This is a genomic window from Micromonospora sp. DT31, from assembly GCF_049841795.1.
In the GTDB taxonomy this organism is placed as follows: domain Bacteria; phylum Actinomycetota; class Actinomycetes; order Mycobacteriales; family Micromonosporaceae; genus Micromonospora.
In genome coordinates this window covers 113,740-138,028 of sequence record NZ_JBNCKZ010000003.1, presented here as the reverse complement: position 1 = coordinate 138,028, position 24,289 = coordinate 113,740, and the positions used below count along the sequence as shown (strand labels likewise).

General features: G+C 72.4%; 20 protein-coding genes. 16 read left to right on the top strand and 4 right to left on the bottom strand.

The window, feature by feature from the left end:
* Positions 1 to 29: 29 nt before the first annotated feature.
* The 3 genes from ACLQ2X_RS07065 (at position 30) to ACLQ2X_RS07055 (ending at position 3,428) form a co-directional block, all read left to right on the top strand.
* On the top strand, positions 30 to 1,091 hold the full coding sequence (locus ACLQ2X_RS07065; RefSeq protein ID WP_425680143.1) for an FAD-dependent oxidoreductase: 1,062 nt from the start codon (positions 30 to 32) through the stop codon (positions 1,089 to 1,091).
* Between the two features lie 158 nt (positions 1,092 to 1,249).
* Positions 1,250 to 2,809, top strand: a complete 1,560-nt coding sequence (locus ACLQ2X_RS07060) for an MFS transporter (RefSeq protein ID WP_425680142.1) — start codon at positions 1,250 to 1,252, stop codon at positions 2,807 to 2,809.
* A 19-nt stretch (positions 2,810 to 2,828) separates the two neighbouring features.
* Positions 2,829 to 3,428: a TetR/AcrR family transcriptional regulator gene (locus ACLQ2X_RS07055; RefSeq protein WP_425680141.1), complete on the top strand. Its 600-nt coding sequence runs from the start codon at positions 2,829 to 2,831 to the stop codon at positions 3,426 to 3,428.
* Between the two features lie 10 nt (positions 3,429 to 3,438).
* On the opposite strand, the gene ACLQ2X_RS07050 is transcribed toward ACLQ2X_RS07055, so the two are convergent.
* Both ACLQ2X_RS07050 and ACLQ2X_RS07045 read right to left on the bottom strand, forming a co-directional pair.
* On the bottom strand, positions 3,439 to 5,349 hold the full coding sequence (locus tag ACLQ2X_RS07050; RefSeq protein ID WP_425680140.1) for a helix-turn-helix domain-containing protein: 1,911 nt from the start codon (positions 5,347 to 5,349) through the stop codon (positions 3,439 to 3,441).
* An 11-nt stretch (positions 5,350 to 5,360) separates the two neighbouring features.
* Positions 5,361 to 6,143, bottom strand: coding sequence for a 3-hydroxybutyrate dehydrogenase (locus ACLQ2X_RS07045; protein ID WP_425680139.1), 783 nt, complete (start codon positions 6,141 to 6,143; stop codon positions 5,361 to 5,363).
* Positions 6,144 to 6,326: 183 nt separating this feature from the next.
* Here ACLQ2X_RS07045 and ruvC point away from each other — a divergent pair, with 183 nt between their 5' ends.
* The 8 genes from ruvC (at position 6,327) to ACLQ2X_RS07005 (ending at position 15,768) form a co-directional block, all read left to right on the top strand.
* Positions 6,327 to 6,854 (top strand): crossover junction endodeoxyribonuclease RuvC, encoded by a 528-nt coding sequence (ruvC, locus tag ACLQ2X_RS07040; RefSeq protein ID WP_425680138.1) that lies wholly within the window; start codon positions 6,327 to 6,329, stop codon positions 6,852 to 6,854.
* The gene (ruvA, locus tag ACLQ2X_RS07035) at positions 6,851 to 7,453 is read left to right on the top strand and encodes a Holliday junction branch migration protein RuvA (RefSeq protein ID WP_425680137.1); all 603 of its coding nucleotides are present in this window, start codon (positions 6,851 to 6,853) and stop codon (positions 7,451 to 7,453) included. Before ruvC ends, ruvA begins: the two co-directional genes overlap by 4 nt.
* Before the next feature lie 46 nt (positions 7,454 to 7,499).
* Positions 7,500 to 8,564: a Holliday junction branch migration DNA helicase RuvB gene (gene ruvB, locus ACLQ2X_RS07030; RefSeq protein WP_425680136.1), complete on the top strand. Its 1,065-nt coding sequence runs from the start codon at positions 7,500 to 7,502 to the stop codon at positions 8,562 to 8,564.
* Between the two features lie 140 nt (positions 8,565 to 8,704).
* Positions 8,705 to 9,049 (top strand): preprotein translocase subunit YajC, encoded by a 345-nt coding sequence (gene yajC / locus ACLQ2X_RS07025; RefSeq protein WP_425680135.1) that lies wholly within the window; start codon positions 8,705 to 8,707, stop codon positions 9,047 to 9,049.
* A 224-nt stretch (positions 9,050 to 9,273) separates the two neighbouring features.
* Entirely contained in the window at positions 9,274 to 11,181 is a 1,908-nt protein-coding gene (gene secD / locus ACLQ2X_RS07020) for a protein translocase subunit SecD (RefSeq protein ID WP_425680134.1), read from the top strand.
* Position 11,182: 1 nt separating this feature from the next.
* Positions 11,183 to 12,373, top strand: coding sequence for a protein translocase subunit SecF (gene secF, locus ACLQ2X_RS07015; RefSeq protein ID WP_425680133.1), 1,191 nt, complete (start codon positions 11,183 to 11,185; stop codon positions 12,371 to 12,373).
* A gap of 99 nt (positions 12,374 to 12,472) precedes the next feature.
* Positions 12,473 to 13,039: an adenine phosphoribosyltransferase gene (locus ACLQ2X_RS07010; RefSeq protein WP_425680132.1), complete on the top strand. Its 567-nt coding sequence runs from the start codon at positions 12,473 to 12,475 to the stop codon at positions 13,037 to 13,039.
* Between the two features lie 281 nt (positions 13,040 to 13,320).
* Entirely contained in the window at positions 13,321 to 15,768 is a 2,448-nt protein-coding gene (locus ACLQ2X_RS07005) for a RelA/SpoT family protein (RefSeq protein ID WP_425680395.1), read from the top strand.
* A 65-nt stretch (positions 15,769 to 15,833) separates the two neighbouring features.
* Here ACLQ2X_RS07005 and ACLQ2X_RS07000 read toward each other — a convergent pair whose 3' ends face one another.
* Complete coding sequence (locus tag ACLQ2X_RS07000; protein ID WP_425680131.1) at positions 15,834 to 16,670, bottom strand: peptidylprolyl isomerase; 837 nt, start codon at positions 16,668 to 16,670, stop codon at positions 15,834 to 15,836.
* A 90-nt stretch (positions 16,671 to 16,760) separates the two neighbouring features.
* The gene (locus tag ACLQ2X_RS06995) at positions 16,761 to 17,630 is read right to left on the bottom strand and encodes a peptidylprolyl isomerase (RefSeq protein ID WP_425680130.1); all 870 of its coding nucleotides are present in this window, start codon (positions 17,628 to 17,630) and stop codon (positions 16,761 to 16,763) included.
* 257 nt (positions 17,631 to 17,887) lie between these two features.
* On the opposite strand from ACLQ2X_RS06995, the gene ACLQ2X_RS06990 reads away from it, so the two are divergent.
* From ACLQ2X_RS06990 to aspS, 5 genes are all read left to right on the top strand, one after another.
* Positions 17,888 to 18,607 carry an MBL fold metallo-hydrolase gene (locus tag ACLQ2X_RS06990; RefSeq protein ID WP_425680129.1) on the top strand — a complete coding sequence of 240 codons (720 nt, stop codon included), beginning with the start codon at positions 17,888 to 17,890 and terminating at the stop codon, positions 18,605 to 18,607.
* 43 nt (positions 18,608 to 18,650) lie between these two features.
* Entirely contained in the window at positions 18,651 to 19,994 is a 1,344-nt protein-coding gene (gene hisS / locus ACLQ2X_RS06985) for a histidine--tRNA ligase (RefSeq protein ID WP_425680128.1), read from the top strand.
* A 51-nt stretch (positions 19,995 to 20,045) separates the two neighbouring features.
* The gene (locus ACLQ2X_RS06980) at positions 20,046 to 20,981 is read left to right on the top strand and encodes an acyl-ACP desaturase (protein ID WP_425680127.1); all 936 of its coding nucleotides are present in this window, start codon (positions 20,046 to 20,048) and stop codon (positions 20,979 to 20,981) included.
* A 272-nt stretch (positions 20,982 to 21,253) separates the two neighbouring features.
* Positions 21,254 to 22,291 carry a S1 family peptidase gene (locus ACLQ2X_RS06975; RefSeq protein ID WP_425680126.1) on the top strand — a complete coding sequence of 346 codons (1,038 nt, stop codon included), beginning with the start codon at positions 21,254 to 21,256 and terminating at the stop codon, positions 22,289 to 22,291.
* A 171-nt stretch (positions 22,292 to 22,462) separates the two neighbouring features.
* The gene (gene aspS, locus ACLQ2X_RS06970; protein ID WP_425680394.1) at positions 22,463 to 24,283 is read left to right on the top strand and encodes an aspartate--tRNA ligase; all 1,821 of its coding nucleotides are present in this window, start codon (positions 22,463 to 22,465) and stop codon (positions 24,281 to 24,283) included.
* The last annotated feature ends 6 nt before the right edge of the window (positions 24,284 to 24,289 follow it).

The window sequence follows — 24,289 nt, the reverse complement described above, 5'->3', positions numbered from 1 at the left end:
TCCGACTACACCTGTAGTACGGTAGCGGCATGGGCGGGCGCGCGGTCGTGGTGGGTGGCGGGATAGGCGGGCTCGCGGCGGCCATCGGCCTGCGGGCCGCAGGGTGGGAGGTGACCGTCCTGGAGCGGGCGGCCGGACTGCCGGACAGCGGCACCGGCCTCGGCATCTGGCCCGGCGCGATGCGCGCCCTGGACGCGCTCGGCGTCGGCGACGAGGTGCGCCGTCGGGGACGCCGCCAGCCCGGTGGATCGATCCGGCGCCCGGACGGCAGTCGCATCGCCACCATCGACGTCGACCGGCTGGAACGCCGGCACGGCGAGACGGTGCACCTGGTCACCCGGCCCGTGCTGCTCGCCGTCCTGGCGGGCGCACTGCCCGGCCCGGCGCTGCGCCTGGCCACCCCGGTGACCGACCCGGGGCCGCTGCTCGACGCGTACGACCTGGTGGTGGGCGCGGACGGGATCAACAGCGTGGTGCGCGCCGCGATGCACGGCGGACGCTACCCGTTGCGTTACGCGGGCGCGGTGGCCTGGCGCGGCGTGGTCGACCTGGACCTGTCCGAGGGTGGCGAGACCTGGGGGCGGGGGCGCAAGTTCGGGCTCACCCCGGCCGGGCCGGGCCGCACCAACTGGTACGCCGCCGTGCGGCTGCCCGAGGGGCATCCGGCGCCGCCGGACGACCGCGCCGAACTGCGCCGCCTCTTCGGTGACTGGCACCACCCGGTGCCGCGGGTGCTGGACGCGCTCACCCCGGCGGGGATCCTGCGGCACGAGATCCGTGACCTGACGCCGCTGCCGTCCTACGTGGCCGGCCGGACCGCGCTGCTGGGCGACGCCGCGCACGCCATGACCCCGGACCTGGGACAGGGCGCCTGCCAGGCGCTCGTCGACGCGGTCGCGCTTGCCGACTGCGTCCGCGAGGCTGGCGACCTGGCGGCCGCGCTGCGGGCGTACGACCGACGCCGGCGGCGTCCGACCCAGCGGATCGCGGCCGGGGCGCGGTGGGCGGGACGGCTCTCCGGCGTGCGGCGTCTGCTGCCGGCGCGTGACGCGCTGCTGCGGTTGGCGCTGGCCGCCGGTCCGCCCGCCTGACCTGCCGCGCGCACGGCGGCGCACACGGCACGGCTGTGATCTGGGGCACATTCGAAACGATACGGTTCCGTATCGAAACTCGTCCGCCTACGCTCGGCTGCATTACGAGTCCGTCCCGTATCGTATTTCGACGCGGGTGAGCCGGGGGAGCACACCGAGTGGAACCGCACGAGAACACCGGACATCCGAGGAGGTGGGCGATCCTCTCGGTGCTGGTGATCAGCCTCCTGGTGGTCGTCCTGGACAACACCATCCTCAACGTCGCCCTGCGCACCCTCGCCGACCCGGTACACGGCCTGGGCGCCACCCAGGGCGAGCTGGCCTGGGCGATCAACTCCTACACGCTGGTCTTCGCCGGCCTGCTCTTCACCTTCGGCGTCCTCGGCGACCGGTTCGGTCGCCGACGCTTGCTGACCCTCGGGTTGGCACTGTTCGGGCTGGCCTCGCTGCTGTCGGCGTACGCGCAGGACCCGATGCAGCTCATCGCCGCGCGCGCCCTGATGGGGATCGGCGGCGCGGCCATCATGCCGTCGACGCTCTCGATCATCTCCAACGTCTTCGACCCGCGCGAGCGCGGCCGGGCCATCGGCGTCTGGGCCGGCGCGGTCGGCCTCGCCGTGGCGATCGGTCCGGTGCTCGGCGGCGCGCTGCTGGAGCACTTCTGGTGGGGCTCGGTCTTCCTGATCAACGTGCCGGTGGTGGCGGTCGGCACGGTGCTCGTGGCGGTGCTGGTCCCGGAGTCCCGCGACCCCGCACCGGGCCGGGTGGACCTGATCGGCGTACTGCTGTCCGTGGTCGGTCTGGTCGCCCTCACCTACGGCATCATCGACGGCGGCGAGCACGGCTTCGGTCGGCCGCAGGTCTGGGTCGCGATCGCCGGCGGCCTCGCGGCGCTCGGCTGGTTCGTGGCGTACGAGCGGCGCAGCGACCACCCGGCCCTGGACGTCCGGCTGTTCCGGGTGCCCCGGTTCGCCGCCCCGGTGGCGCTGGTCGGGCTGGTCTTCTTCGCCGCCATGGGGGTGATGTTCTTCGGCGCTTTCTACCTGCAACTGGTGCGTGGCTACAGCCCGCTGCAGAGCGGCCTGCTCTTCCTGCCCTGCGCGGCGGCCCAGCTGATCTTCGCGCCGCGCAGCGCGGCGATGGTCCGCCGCCACGGCGGCCGGGCGGTCGCCACCGTCGGGCTGTCGCTCACCGCCGCGGCCCTGGGCTGCTTCGTCTTCATCGACGCGGACACCCCCATCTGGGTCTTCTCCGCGCTGGGCTTCGTCCAGGGTGCCGGGATGGCCAACATCATGCCGCCGGCCACCGAGTCGATCATGTCGTCGCTGCCCCGCGAGAAGGCCGGCGTGGGTTCGGCGGTCAGCAACACCGTGCGTCAGGTGGCCGGCGCGCTGGGCGTTGCGGTACTCGGCTCGCTGCTCTCCGCCGTCTACCGCGAGCAGGTGGCCCCGGCGACCGCCGCACTGCCCGCGCCGGCCCGCGAGGCGGCCCGCGAATCGGTCTCCGGGGCGTACGCGGTGGCCGACCGGCTCGGTCCGGCGGCGCCCCGCCTGCTCGACGCGGCCAACGACTCCTTCGTCTCGGCGATGCACTGGGCGGCCGGCGTCTCGGCGGTGGTGGCCGCACTCGGTCTGATGATCGCGCTGCGGTGGCTGCCGAGCCGGCCGCCCGCCGACGCCACCCCGGCCGGTGAGCGGGAGTTGGCCGGGACCGCCTAGGTTCGTGGACAATGTCCGCATGACCTCCACGGCGGATGCTCCGCGGTCGCCCGGGCGACCGCGGAGCGCCCGCGCGGACGAGGCGATCGTGGAGGCCACCCTCGACCTGCTCGCCGAGGGCAGCACCGTCGAGGCGCTGTCCATCGAGGCGATCGCCGCGCGTGCCGGCGTCGGCAAGGCCACCATCTACCGACGGTGGCGGGGCAAGGAAGCGCTGGTCCTGGACGCGCTGCGGACGCTGCGGGGCCCCGCGCCGCGCACCCGCGGGTTGTCGCTGCGCGACGACCTGGTGCTGCTGGTCGGCGCCGTCGGGCAGCACGCCGACCCACGCGTACGCATGATCATGCCGTGCCTCACGTCGGAGGTGAGCCGCAACTCGGCGCACCGCCGAGCGTACGAGGCGATCATCGAGCCCCGACGCCAGGCGTTGCGCGAGGTCCTGTGCCGCGCGGTCGACGACGGGCAGCTGCGCGCCGACCTCGACATCGAGATGGCGATGGCGCTGTTCACCGCGCCGATGCTGACCCAGCGAATGCTGCACTGGCATTCCGAGGTCGACGAGGGGCTGCTGGCCGAGCGGATCGTGGACGCGGTCCTGGACGGCCTGCGCCCCCGCTGACCGGCGCGGCTCAGCCCGCCGGTGTGCGCAGCCGGTGCAGGCGCAGCGCGAGCTGCACCTCAAGCGCCCGCTCCGGCCGCTGCCAGTCCGCGCCGAGCAGGTTTCCGACCCGCTCCAGTCGCTGGGTCACGGTGTTGACGTGCACGTGCAGCTGTTCGGCCGCCCGGGCCAGGCTGCCACCGACCCCGAAGTACGCCTCCAACGTCCGCACCAGCGCGGTGCCCCGGCGGGCGTCGTAGTCCACCACCGGCCCCACTGTCGCGGTGAGGAACCGGGCCACGTCCTGGTCCCCGGCGTCGCCGACCGCGCCGAGCAGCAGGCCGACGAAGCCGAGCTCGGCGGTGCTCGCCCCCTGCCCGGAGCGGCCCAACGCGCCCAGCGCGCCCAGGCAGCGCTCCGCCTCGGTGAACGTCACCGCGAGCGACGCCGGGCCGGTCGACGGCCCGCTCGCCCCGGCGGTGACCGGGCGTCCCGTCACCCGGGACAGGTCCCGGGCTACCGCCCGGGCGGCGCCACCGGCATCCCGGCCGGGCAGCATCAGCACCACCCGCCCGTCGCGCGCCGCGGCCAGACCACCCCGGGTCGAGGTGTACGTGGTGGCCCAGGACAGCACCCGCTGCCGGGCCGAGCCGGTCTCGGCGAACGCGTCGTCGCCGACCGCCACCAGCACGTGCGGGGCGTCCAGGTCCACCCCGATCCGGCGGGCCCGCGCGCGCAGCGCGTCGGTGTCGCGCAACGGCCTGGCGATCAGGTCGTCCAGCAGTTCGCCCCGGACCCGTCCCTCCGCCTCGGCCACGGTCCGGCGGAACAGCAGCAGCAACGCGGTCACCAGCGCGGCGCGCTCCAGGATCCGCTGGTCGGCGTCGACCAGCTCGTCGTCCGGGCGCAGCACCAGCGCGCCCAGGTTCTCCGCGCCGGCGACCACCGCGGCGTACCAGAGCGGACCGCGGCGCACACTGCGCCCCTCGGCCCGGGAGGCCGCCACCGCCTCGACGATGTCCGCCCGGTCCGGCTCCGCTATCTCGCCGACCCGGGCCAGCCGCCGGCCCTCGGCGTCCAGCGCCAGCAGCGTCCCGCCGAGCACCTCGGTGACCGCCGCCGCCACGTCCTCCATCCCGCCGCCGCGCAGCACCAGCGCGGTCATCCGGTCGTGCGCGGCGGCGGCCCGCTCCACCGAGGTGCTGTGCGCCCGGATCGTGCTGTTCGCCGCTGACAGCTCCGCCAGCGCGGAGCGGGTCTCGGCGAGCAGCCGGGCGGTGTCGATCGCCACCGCCGCGTGCGCGGCCAGCGAGACCAGCAGCGACACCTCCTCCCGGGCGAACGGCCGGGCCGAGCGGTTGGCCGCGTACAGCACGCCGATCACGTTGGAGCCCAGCCGCAACGGCACGCCCAGGATGGCGACCAGGCCCTCCTCGCCCACCCCGCCGTCGATCTCGCCGGTGTGCCGGAACCGCGCGTCCTGCTGGTAGTTCGCGGTGACGTACGGGGTGCCGGTCTGCGCGACCAGGCCACCGAGGCCGTCGCCCAGCTCCAGCCGCAGCCGCTGGAACCGGGCCGAGACCGACCCGTCGGTCACCCGCATGTACGTCTCGCCGCGCTCGTCGTCGTTGAGCGTCATGTACGCCACGTCGGTGCCGAGCAGGATCCGCGCCCGGTGCACGATCGCGCGCAGCACGTCGTCCAGGTCGCGCAGGCCGGCCAGGTCGCTGGCGGTGTCGTACAGGCCGGACAGCTCGGTCTCCCGGCGCCGCCGGCGCTCCAGCAGCGCCCGCACCCGCAGCGCCACCACCTTCGCCTGCTCCAGCTCGGCCAGCCGGTCGGCGGGCAGCGCGGCGGCGCGCGCGGCGACCAGCGGGCCCTCGAACTCGACCGCGCCCGCCTCGCGCGCCAGCAGTTCCAGGAACTCCACCGGCGACGACATCCTGCGGGACACTAGTTCGCCGTCCAGCCCCCGTCGAGGGCGATCGAGGTGCCGGTGAGGAACCCGGCCGGCGGCGAGCACAGGTACGCGACCAGCTCGGCCACCTCCTCCGGCTCGATCAGCCGCTTGATCGCCGCCCGGGCCAGCATGATCTTCTCGACCACCTCGTCCTCACCGATGCCGTGGCGGGCCGCCTGGTCGGCGATCTGGCTCTGCACCAGCGCGGTGCGCACGTACGCCGGGTTGACGCAGTTCGCCGTCACACCGTGCCCGGCCCCCTCCAGCGCCACCACCTTGGACAGCCCTTCCAGCGCGTGCTTGGCCGAGACGTACGCGGCCTTGAACGGCGAGGCGCGCAGCCCGTGCACCGAGGAGATGTTGACGATGCGGCCCCAGCCGCGGTCGTACATGCCGGGCAGCGCCCGGCGGATGAGCAGGAACGGCGCCTCCACCATCACCCGTTGGATGTACTCGAAGCGCTCGATCGGGAAGTCCTGTACCGGCGCGACGTGCTGCAGGCCGGCGTTGTTCACCACGATGTCGGCGTCGAACTCGAGCCGGTCCACCGCCACCGGGTCGGCCAGGTCGACGCCCTCGGGGCGGCCGCCGGCCTCGGCGGCCACCGCCTCGGCCGCGGCCATGTCGCGGTCGAGCACCACCACGCTCGCGCCGGCCGCCGCCAGGCGCAGGGCGCAGGCCCGTCCGATGCCGCCGCCACCGCCGGTCACCAGCGCGGTGCGACCGCTGAGGTCGACGTGTACGACGTGGGGGGCCGCCACCGGTTCTGCCGTCATGGCGCATGAAGTTACGAGCCGGGTGCGCTCCGGCACATGGGGTGGCGCCACATACTCGCCCGTTGCGCTGTGTGGTGTGCCGCGTCACCGGTGGCGCTCGGCGTGTCCGGCGATCCGGGCGTCGGAACGCACCAGTAGGGTGTGTCGAACACACGTACTGCTGGGGCTCGGGGAGGAGGCGGCGTGCGCGTGCTGGGCGTCGACCCGGGGCTGACCCGGTGCGGGGTCGGCGTGGTCGAGGGCCAGCCGGGCCGCCCGTGCGCGCTGGTGGCCTACTACGTGGTCTACACCGACCCGGCCGACGATCTGCCCCTGCGCCTGCTGCACCTGGACCGCTCGCTGACCGACCTGGTGGCCGAGCACACGCCGGACGCGGTGGCCGTGGAGCGGGTGTTCAGCCAGCACAACGTGCGTACCGTGATGGGCACCGCGCAGGCCAGCGGCATCGCGGTGCTGGCCGGTGCCCGGGCCGGGTTGCCGGTGACGACCTACACCCCGAGTGAGGTGAAGGCGGCGGTGACCGGCTCCGGGCAGGCCGACAAGGCGCAGATGACCGCCATGGTCACCCGCCTGCTGCGACTGCCCGAACCGCCCCGGCCGGCCGATGCCGCCGACGCGCTGGCGCTGGCCATCTGCCACGTCTGGCGCGGCGGCACCCGGTCCAAGCTGGCCGCCGCGGCGCACCGGGCCCGACGAGGAGGGACGCGATGATCGCCAGCGTACGCGGCACGGTGACCGCCACCGGCCCGGACCACGCGGTGGTGGAGGTGGGCGGCATCGGACTCGCCGTGCAGTGCGCCCCCGGCACGCTGGCCGAGCTGCGCGTGGGCCAGCCGGCCCGGCTGGCCACCAGCCTGGTGGTCCGGGAGGACTCGCTCACCCTCTACGGCTTCGCCGACGACGACGCCAAGCAGCTCTTCGAGCTGCTGCAGACCGCCAGCGGGGTCGGTCCCCGGCTGGCTCAGGCGGTGCTGGCCGTGCACACCCCGGACGCGGTCCGCAAGGCCCTCGCCAACGCCGACATCGCGGCGCTGACCCGGGTGCCGGGGATCGGCAAGAAGGGCGCCGAGCGTCTGGTGCTGGAGTTGCGCGACCGTGTCGGTCCGGTGCCGATCGGTCCCGACGGCGCCGCCGGGGTGACCGCCGGCGCCTGGCCTGATCAGGTGCGCCAGGCGCTGGTCGGGCTCGGCTGGTCGGCCGCCCAGGCCGAGCAGGCGGTGGTGGCGGTCGCCGAGACCGTCGACGGGGAGACCCCGCCGGTGCCGGTGCTGCTCAAGCAGGCGATCCGCCTCCTGGGCCGCACGCGATGACCGGCGCGCGCGTCCCGGTCGGCCGCCGCCCGGGGCAGGTCCACCGATGACCGGCGACAACCTGGTCTCGGCGTACGTCAACGACGCCGATCTGGACGCGGAGGCCAGCGTCCGGCCGAAGCGGCTGGCCGAGTTCATCGCCCAGGACCGGGTCCGCGACCAGCTCGACCTGCTGTTGCAGGGTGCGATGCGGCGTGGTTCCCCGCCGGACCACATTCTGCTGTCCGGGCCGCCCGGGCTGGGTAAGACCAGCCTGGCCAACATCGTCGCGGCCGAGCTGGGCGCGGGGATCCGGGTGACGAGCGGACCGGCCATCGAGCGCTCCGGTGACCTGGCCGCGATCCTGACCAGCCTCACCGAGGGTGACGTGCTTTTCATCGACGAGATCCACCGCATCGCCAAGCCGGCCGAGGAACTGCTCTACAGCGCCATGGAGGACTTCCGGGTCGACGTGGTGGTCGGCAAGGGGCCGGGCGCGACCGCCATCCCGCTTGACGTGGAGCCGTTCACGCTTGTCGGCGCCACCACCCGGTCGGGCCTGCTGACCGGCCCGATGCGCGACCGGTTCGGCTTCGTCGCGCACCTGGACTTCTACGCCCCGGCCGACCTGGAGACGCTGCTGCACCGGTCGGCCCGGATCCTCGGCGTGCCGATCACCGCGGACGGCGCGGCGGAGATCGCCGGCCGGTCCCGGGGCACCCCGCGGATCGCCAACCGGTTGCTGCGCCGGGTCCGCGACTATGCCGAGGTGCGGGCCGACGGGGTGGTCACGGTGGAGACGGCCCGGGCCGCGTTGACCGTCTACGACGTGGACGCGCTCGGCCTGGACCGGCTCGACCGGGCGGTGCTCACCGCGCTTGTCGACTCGTTCCGGGGTGGCCCGGTGGGGTTGTCCACGCTCGCCGTGGCGGTGGGGGAGCAGCCGGACACCGTCGAGGAGGTCTGTGAGCCGTTCCTGGTCCGGGCCGGCCTGCTGGCGCGTACGCCGCGGGGGAGGGTGGCGACGGAGGCCGCCTGGCACCACCTGGGGCGCACGCCCCCTAATGGTACATTTGGGGTGGATGCCCCGCGTGGTCCCGATCTGTTCTCGGTGCAGACCGACCAGCCGTGATCCTAACGTGATCTGTGCCGCATTCGGTCTTCTCAGGAGCAGGGACTAGACTTCGCCGCGGTCTGTACAGGACGTGAGAATCCGCTTCCGCTGCGGCGCCTTCCGGTGTCGGGGCGGAGGCCAACCGGAAGGTCTTTACCGTGCTTTACGCAGCAGCGAGTGGCGGGGGAGCGGGCGGCTTTATGCCACTCCTCATGATCGCTCTGCTCTTCGTCGTCATGTACTTCATGATGATCCGCCCGCAGCAGAAGCGCCGCCGTGAGGCCGAGCAGATGCAGTCCGGGCTCGCCCCGGGCGACGAGGTGGTCACCATCGGCGGCCTGCACGGCACGGTCACCGCGGTGGAGGACGAGACGGTTCTGCTGGAGGTCGCGCCCGGCGTGCAGACCCGGTACGCCCGTCCCGCCGTGGCCCGGGTGGTCAAGCGGTCCGAGGCGCCGGCCGTCGAGGAGATCAACGAGGAAACCGAGTCGGTCAAGGAGTGACCCGTGGCCCCGGACGGGGCAGCGGAACCATTCAGACAAGTGGATAGTTGGGTCGGCGCCCGGCGCCGGTACGCGGCCAGGCCCGCGCGGCGCCCCCGCGCCGTGCCCGGGCCGGCCTGCCGTCAGCCGGTGTCGACCCACCGGAGCAGTCGGGCGGACACCCCCGGCCCGACAGTTGTCGCCGCCGCGCGAGCGGTGCGACCGTACAGGGAGACAGGACAGCCGTGGCACCACCTCAGGGACAGATGCGCCCCGGACGGCAACTGGCCGTGCTCGGGTTCATCTTCGTCGTCCTCTATCTTTTGGTGTTCTTCTCGGGCGGCGCCAGCGGCGGCTGGAAGGACCGGCTGGAGCCCCGGCTCGGCCTGGACCTCGTCGGCGGCACCCGGCTGACGCTCGAGGCCACCAACACCGTGGACGGCAAGCCGCCGACCGCCGGCAACCTCGAGGAGGCGCGCCAGATCATCGAGAGCCGGGTCAACGCGTACGGCGTGGCCGAGGCCGAGGTGGTCACCGAGGGCAACCGCAACATCGTCATCTCCCTGCCCGGCCAGAACCGCGACCTGACCGACGTGGGAAGCGCCGCCGAGCTGCGCTTCCGCAAGGTCCTCAAGGCCACCGACGGCAGCGGCGCCGTCGCCGCGCCGGCGCCGACCGCCGCCCCGGCCCCGTCCGGCAGCGCCGCCCCGGCCCCGTCGGGCAGCGCGTCGCCGAAGGCCAGCGCGAGCCCCAAGGTCAGCGCGTCGCCGAGCGGCGGCGGGCAGGGCGGCATGGCCCCGACGCCGAGCGCCAGCGCCCCGGCCGCGCCGTCGGCCTCGGCGAGCGCCGCCGCGCCCAGCCCGAGCGCCAGCGCCGAGCCGGTGCCGCAGAGCATCGAGCAGCAGCGCAAGGCGGTCGAGCAGAAGGTGGGCCCGGGTCCCTGGGCCGCCGCCTCCGGCCTGCAGGCACCGGCCGACCTGACCACCGACCCGTCGCTCGCCGACAAGCTCAAGCCGTTCGGTGCGCTCTCCCCGCAGGAGGTTGGCGCGCTGCCGGTGGAGATGCAGTTCAACGTCCCGACCATCACCTGCGCGCAGCTCGACAAGCGGCCGGCGGCGTCGATCAAGGACGAGAAGCAGCGGGCGGTGGCCTGCGAGTCCGGCGCGAAATACCTGCTCGACGCGGCCAAGGTGCTGGGCACCGACGTCAAGAACGCCTCCGCCCAGCTCGACCAGACCAGCTCCTGGGTGGTCAGCCTGAACTTCACCCCCAAGGGCCAGGAGAAGTGGACCGCGCTGACCCGCGAGGCGTTCAACAACGAGGGCCAGGCCTGCGACCAGACCGCGTTGGGCCAGGACGGCAAGTGCCGGGTCGCCGTGGTGCTGGACAACAAGATCGTCTCGTCCCCGGAGATCCAGGGCGTGCTGACCGGCGACTCGCAGATCACCGGCAGCTTCGACAACAAGTCCTCCAACGCGCTGGCCAGCCAGCTCCGCTACGGTGCGCTGCCGGTGACGTTCGAGCCGCAGGAGCAGCAGAACGTCACCGCGACGCTGGGTGACAGCCACCTCAGGGCGGGCCTGCTGGCGGCCGGCATCGGCATGCTGCTGGTCATCATCTACTCGTTCTTCTACTACCGGCTGCTCGGCTCGGTGATCTTCTTCAGCCTGGTGCTCTCCGCGGTGCTCGTCTTCGGCGCGCTCGTGGTGCTCGGCCGGTCGATCGGCTTCACGCTCACCCTCGCCGGCATCGCCGGCATGATCGTCTCGCTCGGTGTCGCGGCGGACTCGTTCGTCATCTACTTCGAACGGCTCAAGGACGAGATCCGGGAAGGCCGCAGCCCACGAAGCGCGGTGCCGCGGGCCTGGATCCGGGCCCGCCGGACGATCGTCTCGGCGAACGCGATCACGCTCATGTCGGCCGTGGTGCTCTACATCGTCTCGGTCGGCGCGGTGAAGGGCTTCGCCTTCGCGCTCGGCCTGGCGACCGTGCTGGACCTGCTCGTCGTGTTCCTCTTCCGCCACCCGATCATGACGATGTTCGCCCGGACCCAGGCGTTCATGTCCCCGCGGGTCAGCGGCCTGGGTCGGGCCCTGCCGGCCCGGTCGGCAGAGCCGGGCACCGCCCGCAACGCGCGCGTCAAGGAGGCCTGAGATGGCAAAGAGTGGTCTGGCCGCCCGGCTCTACCGGGGCGAGGCTGGTCTCAACATCGTCGGGCGCCGCAACCTGTGGTTCGGGGTGGCCGGCGGGCTGGTCCTCATCGCCGTGCTCAGCTTCGCGATCAGCGGCTTCAAGCTCGGCATCGAGTTCGCGGGCGGCAACTCGTTCCAGGTGCCGGCCAGTGTCGGCACCCTGGAACGGGCCGAGCAGACCGTCGACGAGGTGCTCGCCGACGAGGCCCCGGGTATCGAGGTGGTCAGCGCCCAGAAGGTCGGCGGCACCAGCGGCGAGTTCTACGAGATGCGTACCGGGCAGCTCAGCGCGGAGCAGGCCAACGCGGCCAAGACCTCGATGGCGCAGGAGTTCGGCATCCCCGCCGACCAGATCAGCGGCAACCAGGTCTCCGAGGCCTGGGGCGACCAGGTCACCTCCCGCGCGCTGCTCGGTCTGGTGATTTTCGTCGCGGTGGTGTCGGTCTACCTGGTGCTGCGCTTCGAGTGGCGGATGGCGGTCGCCGCGATCGTCTCGCTGCTGACCAACCTGGTCCTCACCGCCGGCATCTACTCGCTCGTCGGCTTCGAGGTCACCCCGTCCACGATCATCGGCTTCCTGACGATCCTGGGCTTCGCGCTCTACGACGTGGTGGTGGTCTTCGACAAGGTGCAGGAGAACACCAGAGGCATCACGGCCAACAACAACCTCACCTACGGCGAGGCGTCCAACCTGGCGCTCAACCAGAGCCTGATGCGGTCGCTGAACACCTCGGTGGTGGCGCTGCTCCCGGTCGGCGGTCTGCTGTTCATCGGTGCCGGCCTGCTCGGCGCAGGCACCCTGAAGGATCTCGGCCTGGTGCTGTTCGTCGGTATGGCGGTGGCGTTCCTGACCTCGATCGTGCTCGCCACGCCGCTGCTGGTGCTGCTGAAGAACATGGATCCGCGGATCAGCGCGCACAACAAGCGGGTGCTGTCCCGCCGGGCGGCCGTCGCCCGGGGCGACATCACCCCGAGGGGCGCCGCGCGGGCCACCCCGGCCGGCGAGACGCCGATCGACCCGGACAACGCCGCGCTGGCCGGTGCCGCGCCCAAGGTCGGTGCCCGTCCGGCCGGCAAGCGCGCCGGCGGCGCCCGCGGCGGGCGTCCCGCCGGTGGCGGGGGCAACCGGCCGGGCGGCGCGAAGCGCCGCTGACCCAGCGGGACCCGGGCATCATCGCCCGACGGCGTCCGTCATGCTTGTGTCACGGCATGACGGACGCCGTCGTCGTTTCGAGAGGACATGGGACGCACCGTGACGGAAACCCACACCGCAGCGGTTCGGGGAGACAGCGGCCCGCAGGTCGCCCAGCTCGTCGCCAGCCGGCTGCTCGACGTGCCGGACTTCCCCAAGCCCGGCGTCGTGTTCAAGGACCTGATGCCGCTGTTCGCCGATGGCGCGGCGTTCCGCGAGGTGATCGACGGCATCATCGCCTACCACGGGCGGGACAGCTTCGACGTGGTCGCCGGCATCGAGGCACGCGGGTTCGTGCTGGCCGCGGCCGTCGCGTACGCCACCGGGCTCGGTGTGGTGCCGGTGCGCAAGGCCGGCAAGCTGCCCCGGGCCACGCACGCCGCCTCCTACGCGCTGGAATACGGGGAGGCGACGCTTGAGGTGCACCAGGACGCGTTCACCGCCGGCCACCGGGTGCTCGTGCTGGACGACGTGCTCGCCACCGGCGGCACCGCCGAGGCCACGCTCGACCTGGTGGAGCGGGCCGGTGGCACGGTCGCCGGCTTCACCGTGCTGCTGGAGCTGGGCTTCCTCGGCGGTCGTCAGCGGCTCGCCCCGCGCCCGGTCCATGCCCTGCTGACCGTTTGACGCCCTCAGGCCCGCGGCGCCGTCCGGGACCGGCCGTCCGGGGGAGCGGCGGCGTACCCTGCGTACGGGTACCATTGCCCATTGCCTGACCCGGCGGGTGACCCCGGGGCAGGTGCCCGAGGGTCGGGGGACCTCGGGGGCGGCGGAGCCGCCGGGGTGAGCCCCGGCGACCGGCGCGGAACAACACCGACCCCCGGGTCGGTTGAACAGACGTCGGCCGGACGGCCGACGCGTCCCGGCGAGCGGTGAGGAGGCCGGTGTCCCACGATGTCGTCCCTCCGGTGGAGGGCACGGTGCACCCGACAGGCGACGCGGACGGCTCGGTGACCGAGCGCAGCGGCAACCCGCCGGCCGGTGCGACCGGCGCCGCCGGCAGCGCGCCGGACGCGACGGCCGACGGCGGGGCGGTCGTGGTGCCGTTCCCGACCGAGACCGCAAGTGATTCCTCGACCAGCGGCGGTTTCGCCCTTTCCAACGCGCCGACCGGTCGGCGGGTGCGCGCCCGGCTCGCCCGGTTCAACGCCCCCTGGCAGACCTCGCAGGTCAGCGAGGTGCTGGAACCGCTGATCGCCACCCACCGGGAGAACCATCCCAAGGCCGACGCGCGGCTGTTGCAGCGTGCCTTCGACACGGCCGCCCGCTGGCACTCGGGTCAGTACCGCAAGTCCGGCGACCCGTACATCACCCACCCGCTGGCCGTGGCGACGATCCTGGCCAACCTGGGCATGGACACCACCACGCTGGTGGCGGCGCTGTTGCACGACACCATCGAGGACACCGAGTACACCCTCGACCAGATGCGCGCCGACTTCGGCGGTGAGGTCACGCTGCTCGTCGACGGGGTCACCAAGCTCGACAAGGTCAAGCTCGGCGACGCGGCCAAGGCCGAGACCATCCGCAAGATGGTGGTCGCCATGGCCAAGGACCCGAGGGTCCTGGTGATCAAGCTGGCCGACCGGTTGCACAACATGCGGACGCTTACCTTCCTGCCCCGCCCGAAGCAGGAGCAGAAGGCCAAGGAGACGCTGGAGATCCTCGCCCCGCTGGCGCACCGCCTCGGCATGAACACGATCAAGTGGGAGCTGGAGGATCTGGCCTTCGGCACGCTGTTCCCGAAGCGGTTCGAGGAGATCAACCGGCTGATCGGGGAGCACCAGCCGCAGCGTGAGGCGCTGTTGCGCCAGGTGACCCAGAAGGTGTCGACCGACCTGAAGGCCGCCAAGATCAAGGCGGAGACGACCGGCCGGCCGAAGCACCTCTACTCGATCTACCAGAAGATGATCGTGCGGGGGCGCGACTTCAACGACATCTACGACCTGGTCGGGGTGCGCATCCTGGTCGACACGGTCCGGGACTGCTACGCGGCGTTGGGGGTCATCCACGCCAACTGGCAGCCGGTGCCGGGTCGGTTCAAGGACTACATCGCGATGCCCAAGTTCAACATGTACCAGTCGTTGCACACGACTGTCATCGGGCCCACCGGCAAGCCGGTGGAGATGCAGATCCGCACCTACGCGATGCACCGCACCGCGGAGTTCGGCATCGCTGCGCACTGGAAGTACAAGGAGCACAAGGGCACGCCGGTGGTGGGCCCGCCGGCGCACATCGACGAGATGACCTGGCTGCGGCAGCTGCTGGACTGGCAGCGGGAGGCGGCGGACCCGAGCGAGTTCCTGGACGCGTTGCGCTTCGACCTGTCCAGCCAGGAGGTGTACGTCTTCACCCCGAAGGGCGACGTCATCCCGCTGCCGACCGGTTCGACGCCTGTGGACTTCGCGTACGCGGTGCACACCGAGGTGGGGCACAAGTGCATCGGCGCGCGGGTCAACGGCAAGCTGGTGCCATTGGAGTCGACGCTGTCCAACGGCGACGTGATCGAGATCTTCACGTCGAAGTCCGAGACGGCAGGTCCGACGCAGGACTGGTTGGGCTTCGTCAAGAGTCCGCGCGCCCGCACCAAGATCCGGCAGTACTTCAACAAGGAGCGGCGCGAGGAGGCGATCGAGGCCGGCAAGGACGCGATCGTCAAGGCGATGCGCAAGCAGGGCATGCCGTTGCAGCGGCTGCTCACCTCGGACGCGCTGATGGCCATCGCCCGTGACCTGCACCTGCCGGATGTGGCGTCGCTCTACGCGGCGGTCGGGGACAGTCAGGTCTCCGCCCAGTCGGTGGTGCAGAAGCTGATGGCGTCCTACGGCGGCGAGGAGGGCGCGGCGGAGGATATCGCCGAGACCGCCGTCGCCACCCGGCCGCCGCGCAGTCGGCAGAGCAGCGCCGACCCGGGCGTGGTGGTCCGCGGCGTCAGTGACGTCTGGATCAAGCTGGCCCGCTGCTGCACGCCGGTGCCGCCGGACTCGGTCTTCGGTTTCGTCACCCGATCCGGCGGGGTCAGTGTGCACCGGGACGACTGCGCCAACGCCGAGGACCTGCGCGCCCAGCCGGAGCGGGTGGTCGAGGTGAGCTGGAAGCTCACGTCGGCCTCCACGTTCCTGGTCGCCATCCAGGTGGAGGCGCTGGACCGGCACAAGCTGCTCGCCGACGTGACGCGGATGCTGTCTGAGGAGCGGGTGAACATCCTCTCCGCCACGGTCACCACCACCCGGGACCGGGTGGCGGTGAGCCGCTTCAGCTTCGAGATGGCCGACCCGAAGCACCTGGGGCACCTGCTGGCCGCCGTGCGCAAGGTCGACGGCGTGTTCGACGCGTACCGGGTCACCTCGGGGGCCTGAGGCACCACGCGAGAGCGCCCGCCAGCTGTGTCAGCCGGCGGGCGCTTCGTCGTGCGGTGGGAGGATCAGCCCTGCGCCGGGCTCATGGTCACCTTGGTCATGGTGATCTCCTTCTTCGGGTGGCCACCGCCGGCCTGCTTGGCGAACGCGCCGTCGTCACCGGCCGTGGCGACCTGCTTCACCACGTCCATGCCGCCGGTGATCGTGCCGAGCACGGTGTAGTTCGGGTCGAGGTTCGAGTCGCCGTACACGATGAAGAACTGGCTGCCGGTGCTGCCCGGCTGCCCGCTGTTGGCCATCGCGATGACACCCTCCGGGTAGGGCGGGCGCTTGTTCGTCGGCAGGTTCTCCTCGGGCAGGTTGTAGCTGGGGCCGCCGGTGCCGTCGGTCTTTCGCCAGCCCGTGCCGGTGGCGCTCGGGTCACCGCACTGCAACACCTGGATGCCCTGGGTGACCAGGCGGTGGCACTTGGTGTTGTCGAAGAAGCCCTTGCTCGCCAGGTGCGTGAAGCTGCCCGCGGTGCAGGGCACGTTGGCGCGGTCGATCTTGGCGGTGATCGGACCCAGGTTGGTGTCGATCGTCATCGTCTGGGTGCCCTTGTTCGGCTGCTGCGCAGGCGGCATGCCGACGTCCTTGATCTGTGGCGGCCGCCCCTGCTTGGGCACCTCGGTGTACGCACACTGGGCGAAACCAGCGGCCGTGCCGCCGGTCGGGGTCTCCTCGTCGTCGCCGAGGGCGGTGACCAGCCACACCGTGCCGGCCACCACCAGCACCAGTACGGCGGCGGCACCGACGATCGCCTGCGTCTGCCGGCGCTTGCGGGCCTTGCCGGCCCGCTCGGCCATCTCCCGCTCGAGGCGGGCCCGCGCCGCCGCGCGCTGGCGGTCTCTGGTGGACGTCACGGTCACTCCTCACGTGCTACCTGTGTCCGTCGGCGGCGCCCGCCGTCGGGGTGTGGGCGCCGGCGGCGGAGCCACCGGCGCGAAGGTCGGTCAGCCGGCGCTGGGGCTCGCCGAGGGCGTGCCGGAATCCGCCGGCGCGGTTGTCGGCTCGCCGACGGTGAGGCTCTGGATCACCACGTCCGTCTTCGGCTTGACCTTTGCTCCACTGCCATTGTCCACGGTCGGCTGGCCGCCGATCTTCTCCACCACGTCCAGCCCACCGGTGACGTTGCCGACCACCGTGTACTTCGGCTCGGCGGGGTTGGCGTCCTTGAAGAAGATCAGGAACTGGCTGCCGTTGCTGCCCGGCGGGTTGCCGATCATGGCAACCGTGCCCTTCGGGTACGCCGGCGGCTGCCCCGGCGCCGCCGATGCCGACGGGGCGGGCTCCGGCGCGGTGGGGCGGTTCTCGTCGTAGAACGAGTAGGTCGGGCCGCCGAGGCCGGTGCCGGTCGGGTCCCCGCAGCGCAGCGCGCCCTCCGCGGTGATCTCGTGGCACTTGGTGTTGTCGTAGAACGAGCGGCCGGCCAGGTGCGCCAGGCTCGCCGCACCGCAGGGGGCGTCGGTCAGGTTGAGCGCGACGGTGATCGGCCCACCCTGGTTGGTGGTGACCGTCATCGGCCGGGTGCCCGAGGTGGGCAGGTCCTTCGTCGCCGGGGTGCCGACGTCCTTGAGGTTGGTGTTGGCCGCGGCGTCCTGCGGCGTCCAGAGGCACACGTCCCCGGCGGCCGATTTCTCCGGCTCGGAGTCGAACGCGCCGAGCGCCCAGGCGGAGCCGACCGCGATCAGCGCGACCACCACCGCCGCGCCCACCCCGGCCCGGATCTGCCGGCGGCGCTTCGCGACGGCGGCCCGCCGGGCGAGTTGCCGGTCGAGCTTGGCCCGCGCCATTTTGCGCTGCCGATCCCTGCTGGAAGCCACAGGTGCTCCCCTTCCTCTGCCTGATCGCCGCCGGCGCCGGGCGCCGCCCGCCGTCGTTCTCGGGTGCGCCACGCCACACGCCCGCCAGAGTGTACGGGTAGGGACTGTGAACGTGGGGCACGAGGTCCGCCTGGGCTTATCGGATGTTGTCACTGGGGCCACCGGGGCGCCCCCGGTCCGGTGGTGGGCGAAAACCGCTGACGGGTACGGCTAGGCTGCGGTGAGAGGACAGACGACCGGACGAAAAGGGGAGCGACGTGCTCGTGGCCGGCTTTCCCGCGGACGCCTTCGGCACCAACTGCTATGTGGTGGCGACCGGGCCGGGGGAGCAGTGCGTGGTGGTCGACCCCGGCATCGGGGTGCTCGACCGACTCGACGCCGTGCTCGCCGAGCACCGCCTGCACCCGGCCGCCGTGCTGCTCACCCACGGCCACCTCGACCACACGTTCTCGGTCGCCCCGGTCTGCGGCGCACGCGGCATCCCGGCGTACATCCACCCGGACGACCGCGAGTTGTTGGCCGATCCGGGCAAGGCGCTGTCGATGGACCTCACCCAGCTCTTCGGCGGTCGCCTGCCCTACGCGGAGCCGGACGACGTGGCGGAACTGACCGACGGCGCGACCCTGTCGCTGGCCGGGTTGGAGATCACCGTCGACCACGCACCGGGCCATACCGGCGGGTCGGTGCTGTTCCGGCTGCCCGGCGCCGGCTCGCCCTGGGAGGCCGACCAGGTCTGCCTCTCCGGTGACGTGCTCTTCGCCGGCTCGATCGGCCGCACCGACCTGCCGGGTGGCAGCATGCCCCGCATGCTGGCCAGCCTCCGGGAGAAGGTTCTCCCGCTGGCCGACGACACCGTCGTCCTGCCCGGCCACGGCCCCGCGACCACCATCGGCCGCGAGCGCGCGAGCAACCCCTACCTCGTCGAGGTGGCGGACACCGGCGACGCGCGCCCGGCCGCGCCCACCCGCGGCCTCTGACCGCGACGGACTTCCCCGCTCACGCGGGTTCGAGGAGTACGCCATGAGCAAGCCCACGCCCATCTCCGGCTTCCCCGAGTGGACGCCGGCCCAGCAGATGATCGAGCAGTCGGTGCTCGACCGCATCCGCACCACGTTCGAGCTGTATGGCTTCGCACCGCTGGAGACCCGCTCGGTGGAGCCGCTGGACCAGCTCCTGCGCAAGGGGGAGACCTCCAAGGAGGTCTACCTGCTGCGCCGGTTGCAGTCCGACGACGACGGCGGCCCGGCCGGTGACGACGCGCTGGGGCTGCACTTCGACCTGACCGTGCCGTTCGCCAGGTACGTGGTGGAGAACGCCGGCAGGCTTCAGTTCCCGTTCCGCCGCTACCAGATCCAGAAGGTGTGGCGGGGTGAACGCCCGCAGGAGGGGCGCTACCGGGAGTTCCTCCAGGCCGACATCGACATCGTCGACCGGGACACGCTGCCGGCGCACTACGAGGCGGAGATGCCGCTGGTGATCGGCGACGCGCTGCGGTCGCTGCCCATCCCGCCGGTACGCATCCAGGTCAACAACCGCAAGATCTGTGAGGGCTTCTACCGGGGCATCGGTCTCACCGACACGGAGGCCGCGCTGCGCGCGGTCGACAAGCTCGACAAGATCGGGCCGGCGAAGGTGGCGGAGCTGCTGGCTGAGACCGCCGGGGCGAGCGAGGCCCAGGCCAAGGCCTGTCTGGCGCTGGCGGAGATCTCCGCGCCGGACACCTCGTTCGCCGACGCGGTGCGCGCGTTGGGGGTCAGTGACCCGCTGCTCGACGAGGGGTTGGCCGAGCTGACCGCGGTGGTGCAGACCGCGGCCGCGCACGCGCCCGGCCTGTGCGTCGCCGACCTGCGCATCGCCCGTGGGCTGGACTACTACACCGGCACCGTCTACGAGACGCAGATGATCGGCTACGAGCGGTTCGGTTCGATCTGTTCCGGCGGCCGGTACGACAACCTGGCCAGTTCCGGCAACGTCCGCTTTCCCGGGGTGGGCATCTCCATCGGGGTGACCCGGATGCTCGGCCTGCTCTTCGGGGCGGGCGCGTTGACGGTCTCCCGCGACGTGCCGACCTGTGTGCTGGTCGCGGTCACCGCGGAGGAGCAGCGGTCGGCCAGCGACGTGGTCGCGGCGGCGCTGCGCTCGCGGGGCATCGCCACCGAGGTGTCGCCGTCGGCGGTGAAGTTCGGCAAGCAGATCCGGTACGCCGAGCGGCGGGGCATCCCGTACGTCTGGTTCCCGGGTGCCGACGGTGACGAGGTCAAGGACATCCGGTCCGGCGAGCAGGTGGCCGCGGTGGCCGGCCAGTGGACGCCGCCGGCGGCGGACCGGACGCCTGTGGTCGGCCGGGCCCGCACTGGCGCCTGAGGCGGTTTTTCCCTACGGTGGCGTAAGTTACGCCACCGTAGGGAGAACGTCGTGACCATCCTCAGCCAGACCGCCCTGCTGCACGAGCTCGAGCCGGTGGTCGAGAAGAACCTCGACCGTCACCTGTCGCTGGCCAAGGAGTGGTTCCCGCACGAGTACGTGCCGTGGAGCGAGGGCCGCACCTTCGACGGCCCGCTCGACGGCGAGGCGTGGGCCGAGGGCGACTCGACGCTGCCCGAGGTGGCGCGTACCGCGCTGATCGTGAACCTGCTCACCGAGGACAACCTGCCCTCGTACCACCACCAGATCGCCACGCTCTTCGGACGCGACGGCGCGTGGGGGACCTGGGTGCACAGGTGGACCGCCGAGGAGGCGCGGCACGGCACCGCGATCCGGGACTACCTCACGGTGACCCGGGCGGTCGACCCGGTGGCGTTGGAGCGGGCCCGGATGACGCACATGTCCGCCGGCTTCAGCAACGCCCACGACAAGGAGATGCTGCACTCCCTGGCGTACGTGTCGTTCCAGGAGTTGGCCACCCGCATCTCGCACCGCAACACCGGCCGCGCGACAGGTGACCCGCGGTGCGAGGCGCTGCTGGCCCGGGTCGCCGCGGACGAGAACCTGCACATGGTCTTCTACCGCAACCTGCTCGCCGGGGCGTTGGAGGTGGCGCCCTCCCAGGCCATGCGGGCGGTCGCCGACGTGCTGGCCGACTTCGAGATGCCGGGCGCGGGCATCGAGGGGTTCACCCGCAAGGCGGTGGCCATCGCGCTGGCCGGCATCTACGACCTGCGTCAGCACCGCGACGAGGTGGTGCTGCCGGTGCTGCGTCAGTGGGACCTGTTCGAGGTGACCGGTCTGAACGCCGACGGCGAGGCCGCCCGCGAGCAGATCGCCGAGCACCTGGACGTGCTGGAGACCCAGGCGTCCCGGTTCGAGGAGCGCCGCGCGGCCCGGGCCGCCCGGGTGGCCGCCCGCGCCTGACCCGCCCGGCGCTCCCGACTCCACTCCCGCGGGGGTGGAGTCGATCACCCGTGCCCCGACGACCGGTCGTCGCCGGGTCTGACAGTCGGTGTCGATGTTGTTGCCCGGGCGTTACATCGGGCGCCGGTGCGAATCGGGCAAATTCTTCTCTTGCTTAGGATCTTAAATGTGTGAATACTTTGGTCACCCGGACGGTTTCCCCAGGTCGCCCGGGTTGCCATCGGGCGTTCCCCCATGACAGCGCCCGTTCACCCCCATTCGGAGGTTGTTACATGCGACCCACGCTCCGCCGTGCCGCCACCGTCGCCCTGGCCGGCACTCTGGTCACCGGCTCCCTGCTCGGCGCGCCCGCCCAGGCCGCCCCCTCGCCGGCCTCGCCGGACGCCGTCGCCACCCTCGCCGACAAGCTCGGTGACCGCGCGGCCGGCGCGTACGCCGGTGCCGACGGCACGATGATCGTCGCGGTGACCGACGCCGCCGCGGCCCGCCAGGTGCGCGCCGCCGGCGCCACCGCGAAGCTGGTCACCCGCGGCGCCAACCAGCTCAAGGCCGCCACCAGCGAGCTGGAGCGGTCCGCCAAGATCCCCGGCACCGCCTGGTGGACCGACCCGGCCACCAACCAGGTCGTCGTCTCCGTCGACAGCACCATCACCGGCGCCAAGCTGGAGCGGGTCAAGGCCGCCGCCGCCCGCACCGGCGGCGCGGTCCGCATCGAGGCCGAGGCCGGCGTGCTGAGCACCCGCATCTCCGGTGGGCAGGCGATCTACGCCGGTGGCGGTCGCTGCTCGCTCGGCTTCAACGTGCGCAGCGGCTCGACCTACTACTTCCTCACCGCCGGGCACTGCACCAACATCGGCACGACCTGGTACTCCAACTCCAGCCGCACCACCGTGCTGGGCACCCGGACCGGCACCAGCTTCCCGGGTAACGACTACGGCATCGTGCGGCACAGCAACTCGGCCAACGCGGCCGGCAACGTGTCCCTCTACAACGGCAGCACCCAGGACATCACCTCGGCCGGCAACGCCTACGTCGGCCAGTCGGTCCGTCGGTCCGGCAGCACCACCGGCCTGCGCAGCGGCAGCGTGTCGGCGCTCAACGCGACCGTGAACTACGCCGAGGGCAGCGTCTCCGGCCTGATCCGTACCAACGTCTGCGCCGAGCCGGGCGACAGCGGCGGCTCGCTGTTCAGCGGTACCACCGCGCTGGGCCTCACCTCCGGCGGCAGCGGCAACTGCTCCTCCGGCGGCACGACCTACTTCCAGCCGGTCACCGAGGCGCTCAGCCGCTACGGCGTGAGCGTCTTCTGATCCACGCACCGAAACGAGCGGGCCGCCGGGTGACCGGCGGCCCGTTCCGCGTACCCGACCGGGTGGGTGACGGACCGGAGGCGCGGGCTCGACGGGTGCCCGGTGGCGGACCGGCCCGCCCTGACAGAATGCGGGAAGCAGTGAGTGGACCAGATTGAGGAGACGCCAGCCGTGATCCGTACCCACAATGCCGGAAGCCTGCGCGCCGCGGACGCCGGTTCGACGGTGACGCTCGCCGGGTGGGTGGCCCGCCGGCGCGACCACGGCGGTGTCATCTTCGTCGACCTGCGTGACGCCTCCGGCGTCGTGCAGGTGGTCTTGCGCGAGGAGGACGCGCACGCGCTGCGCAACGAGTTCTGCGTCAAGGTCACCGGCGAGGTGACCCGCCGGCCCGAGGGCAACGAGAACCCGGAGCTGCCGACCGGCGAGGTGGAGGTGACCGCGACCGCGTTGGAGGTGCTCTCCGAGGCCGCGCCGCTGCCGCTGCCCATCGACGACCAGGTCGAGGCCGGTGACGACATCCGGCTCAAGTACCGCTACCTCGACCTGCGCCGGGGTGGTCCGGCGAAGGCCATGCGGCTGCGTTCGCGGGCCAACCAGATCGCCCGGTCCGTGCTGCACGACCGGGACTTCCTGGAGATCGAGACACCGACGCTGACCCGCTCCACCCCGGAGGGCGCCCGCGACTTCCTGGTCCCGGTGCGCCTTCAGCCGGGCAGCTGGTACGCGCTGCCGCAGTCGCCGCAGCTGTTCAAGCAGCTGCTCATGGTCGGCGGGATGGAACGCTACTACCAGATCGCGCGCTGCTACCGCGACGAGGACTTCCGCGCCGACCGGCAGCCGGAGTTCACCCAGCTCGACATCGAGATGTCGTTCGTCACCGAGGACGATGTGATCGACCTCGGTGAGGCGATCGTCACCGCGTTGTGGAAGGACCTGGCCGGCCACGAGATCAGCCGGCCGATCCCGCGGATCACCTGGCACGACGCGATGGCCCGGTACGGCTCGGACAAGCCGGACCTGCGCTACGGCGTGGAGCTGACCGAGCTGACCGACTACCTGCGCGGCACCGGGTTCCGGGTGTTCGCCGGCGCGATCGACGCGGGCGGGTACGTCGGCGCGGTGGTCATGCCGGGTGGGGCGGGCCAGACCCGCAAGGAGCTGGACGGCTGGCAGGACTGGGCCAAGGCGCGCGGTGCGCGCGGCCTGGCCTACGTGGTCCTCGACGCCGAGACCGGGCAGGCGCGCGGCCCGGTGGCCAAGAACCTGTCCGAGGCGCACCTGTCCGGGCTGGCCGACGCGGTCGGCGCGAAGCCCGGCGACGCCGTCTTCTTCGCCGCCAGCACGAACACCCGGGAGGCGCAGGAGCTGCTCGGCGCGGCCCGGATCGAGATCGCCAAGCGGTCCGGCCTGGCCGACGAGAGCGCCTGGGCGTTCTGCTGGGTGGTCGACGCGCCGATGTTCGAGCCAGTCTCCGACCAGGACGGCGGCGCGGCCGGCTGGACCGCCGTGCACCACCCGTTCACCTCGCCGAACGCCGACTGGGTGGACCGGTTCGAGGAGGCGCCGGACCGGGCGCTGGCCTACGCGTACGACATCGTCTGCAACGGCAACGAGATCGGCGGCGGCTCGATCCGTATCCACCGGGGTGACGTGCAGCAGCGGGTGTTCGACCTGCTCGGCATCACGCCCGAGGAGGCGCGGGACAAGTTCGGCTTCCTGCTGGAGGCGTTCAAGTACGGCGCACCGCCGCACGGCGGCATCGCGTTCGGCTGGGACCGGGTCTGCATGCTGCTGGCCGGCGCGGACTCGATTCGTGAGGTGATCGCGTTCCCGAAGACCCGGGGCGGCTTCGACCCGCTGACCGGCGCGCCCACCCCGATCACCGGGCAGCAGCGCGCCGAGGCGGGCGTCGACGCCAAGCCGAAGGCGCCGGCGGCACCGCACGCCGGCACCGCCGGACCTGCCGCGCCGGTGGCCGACCCGACCTGATCGTCG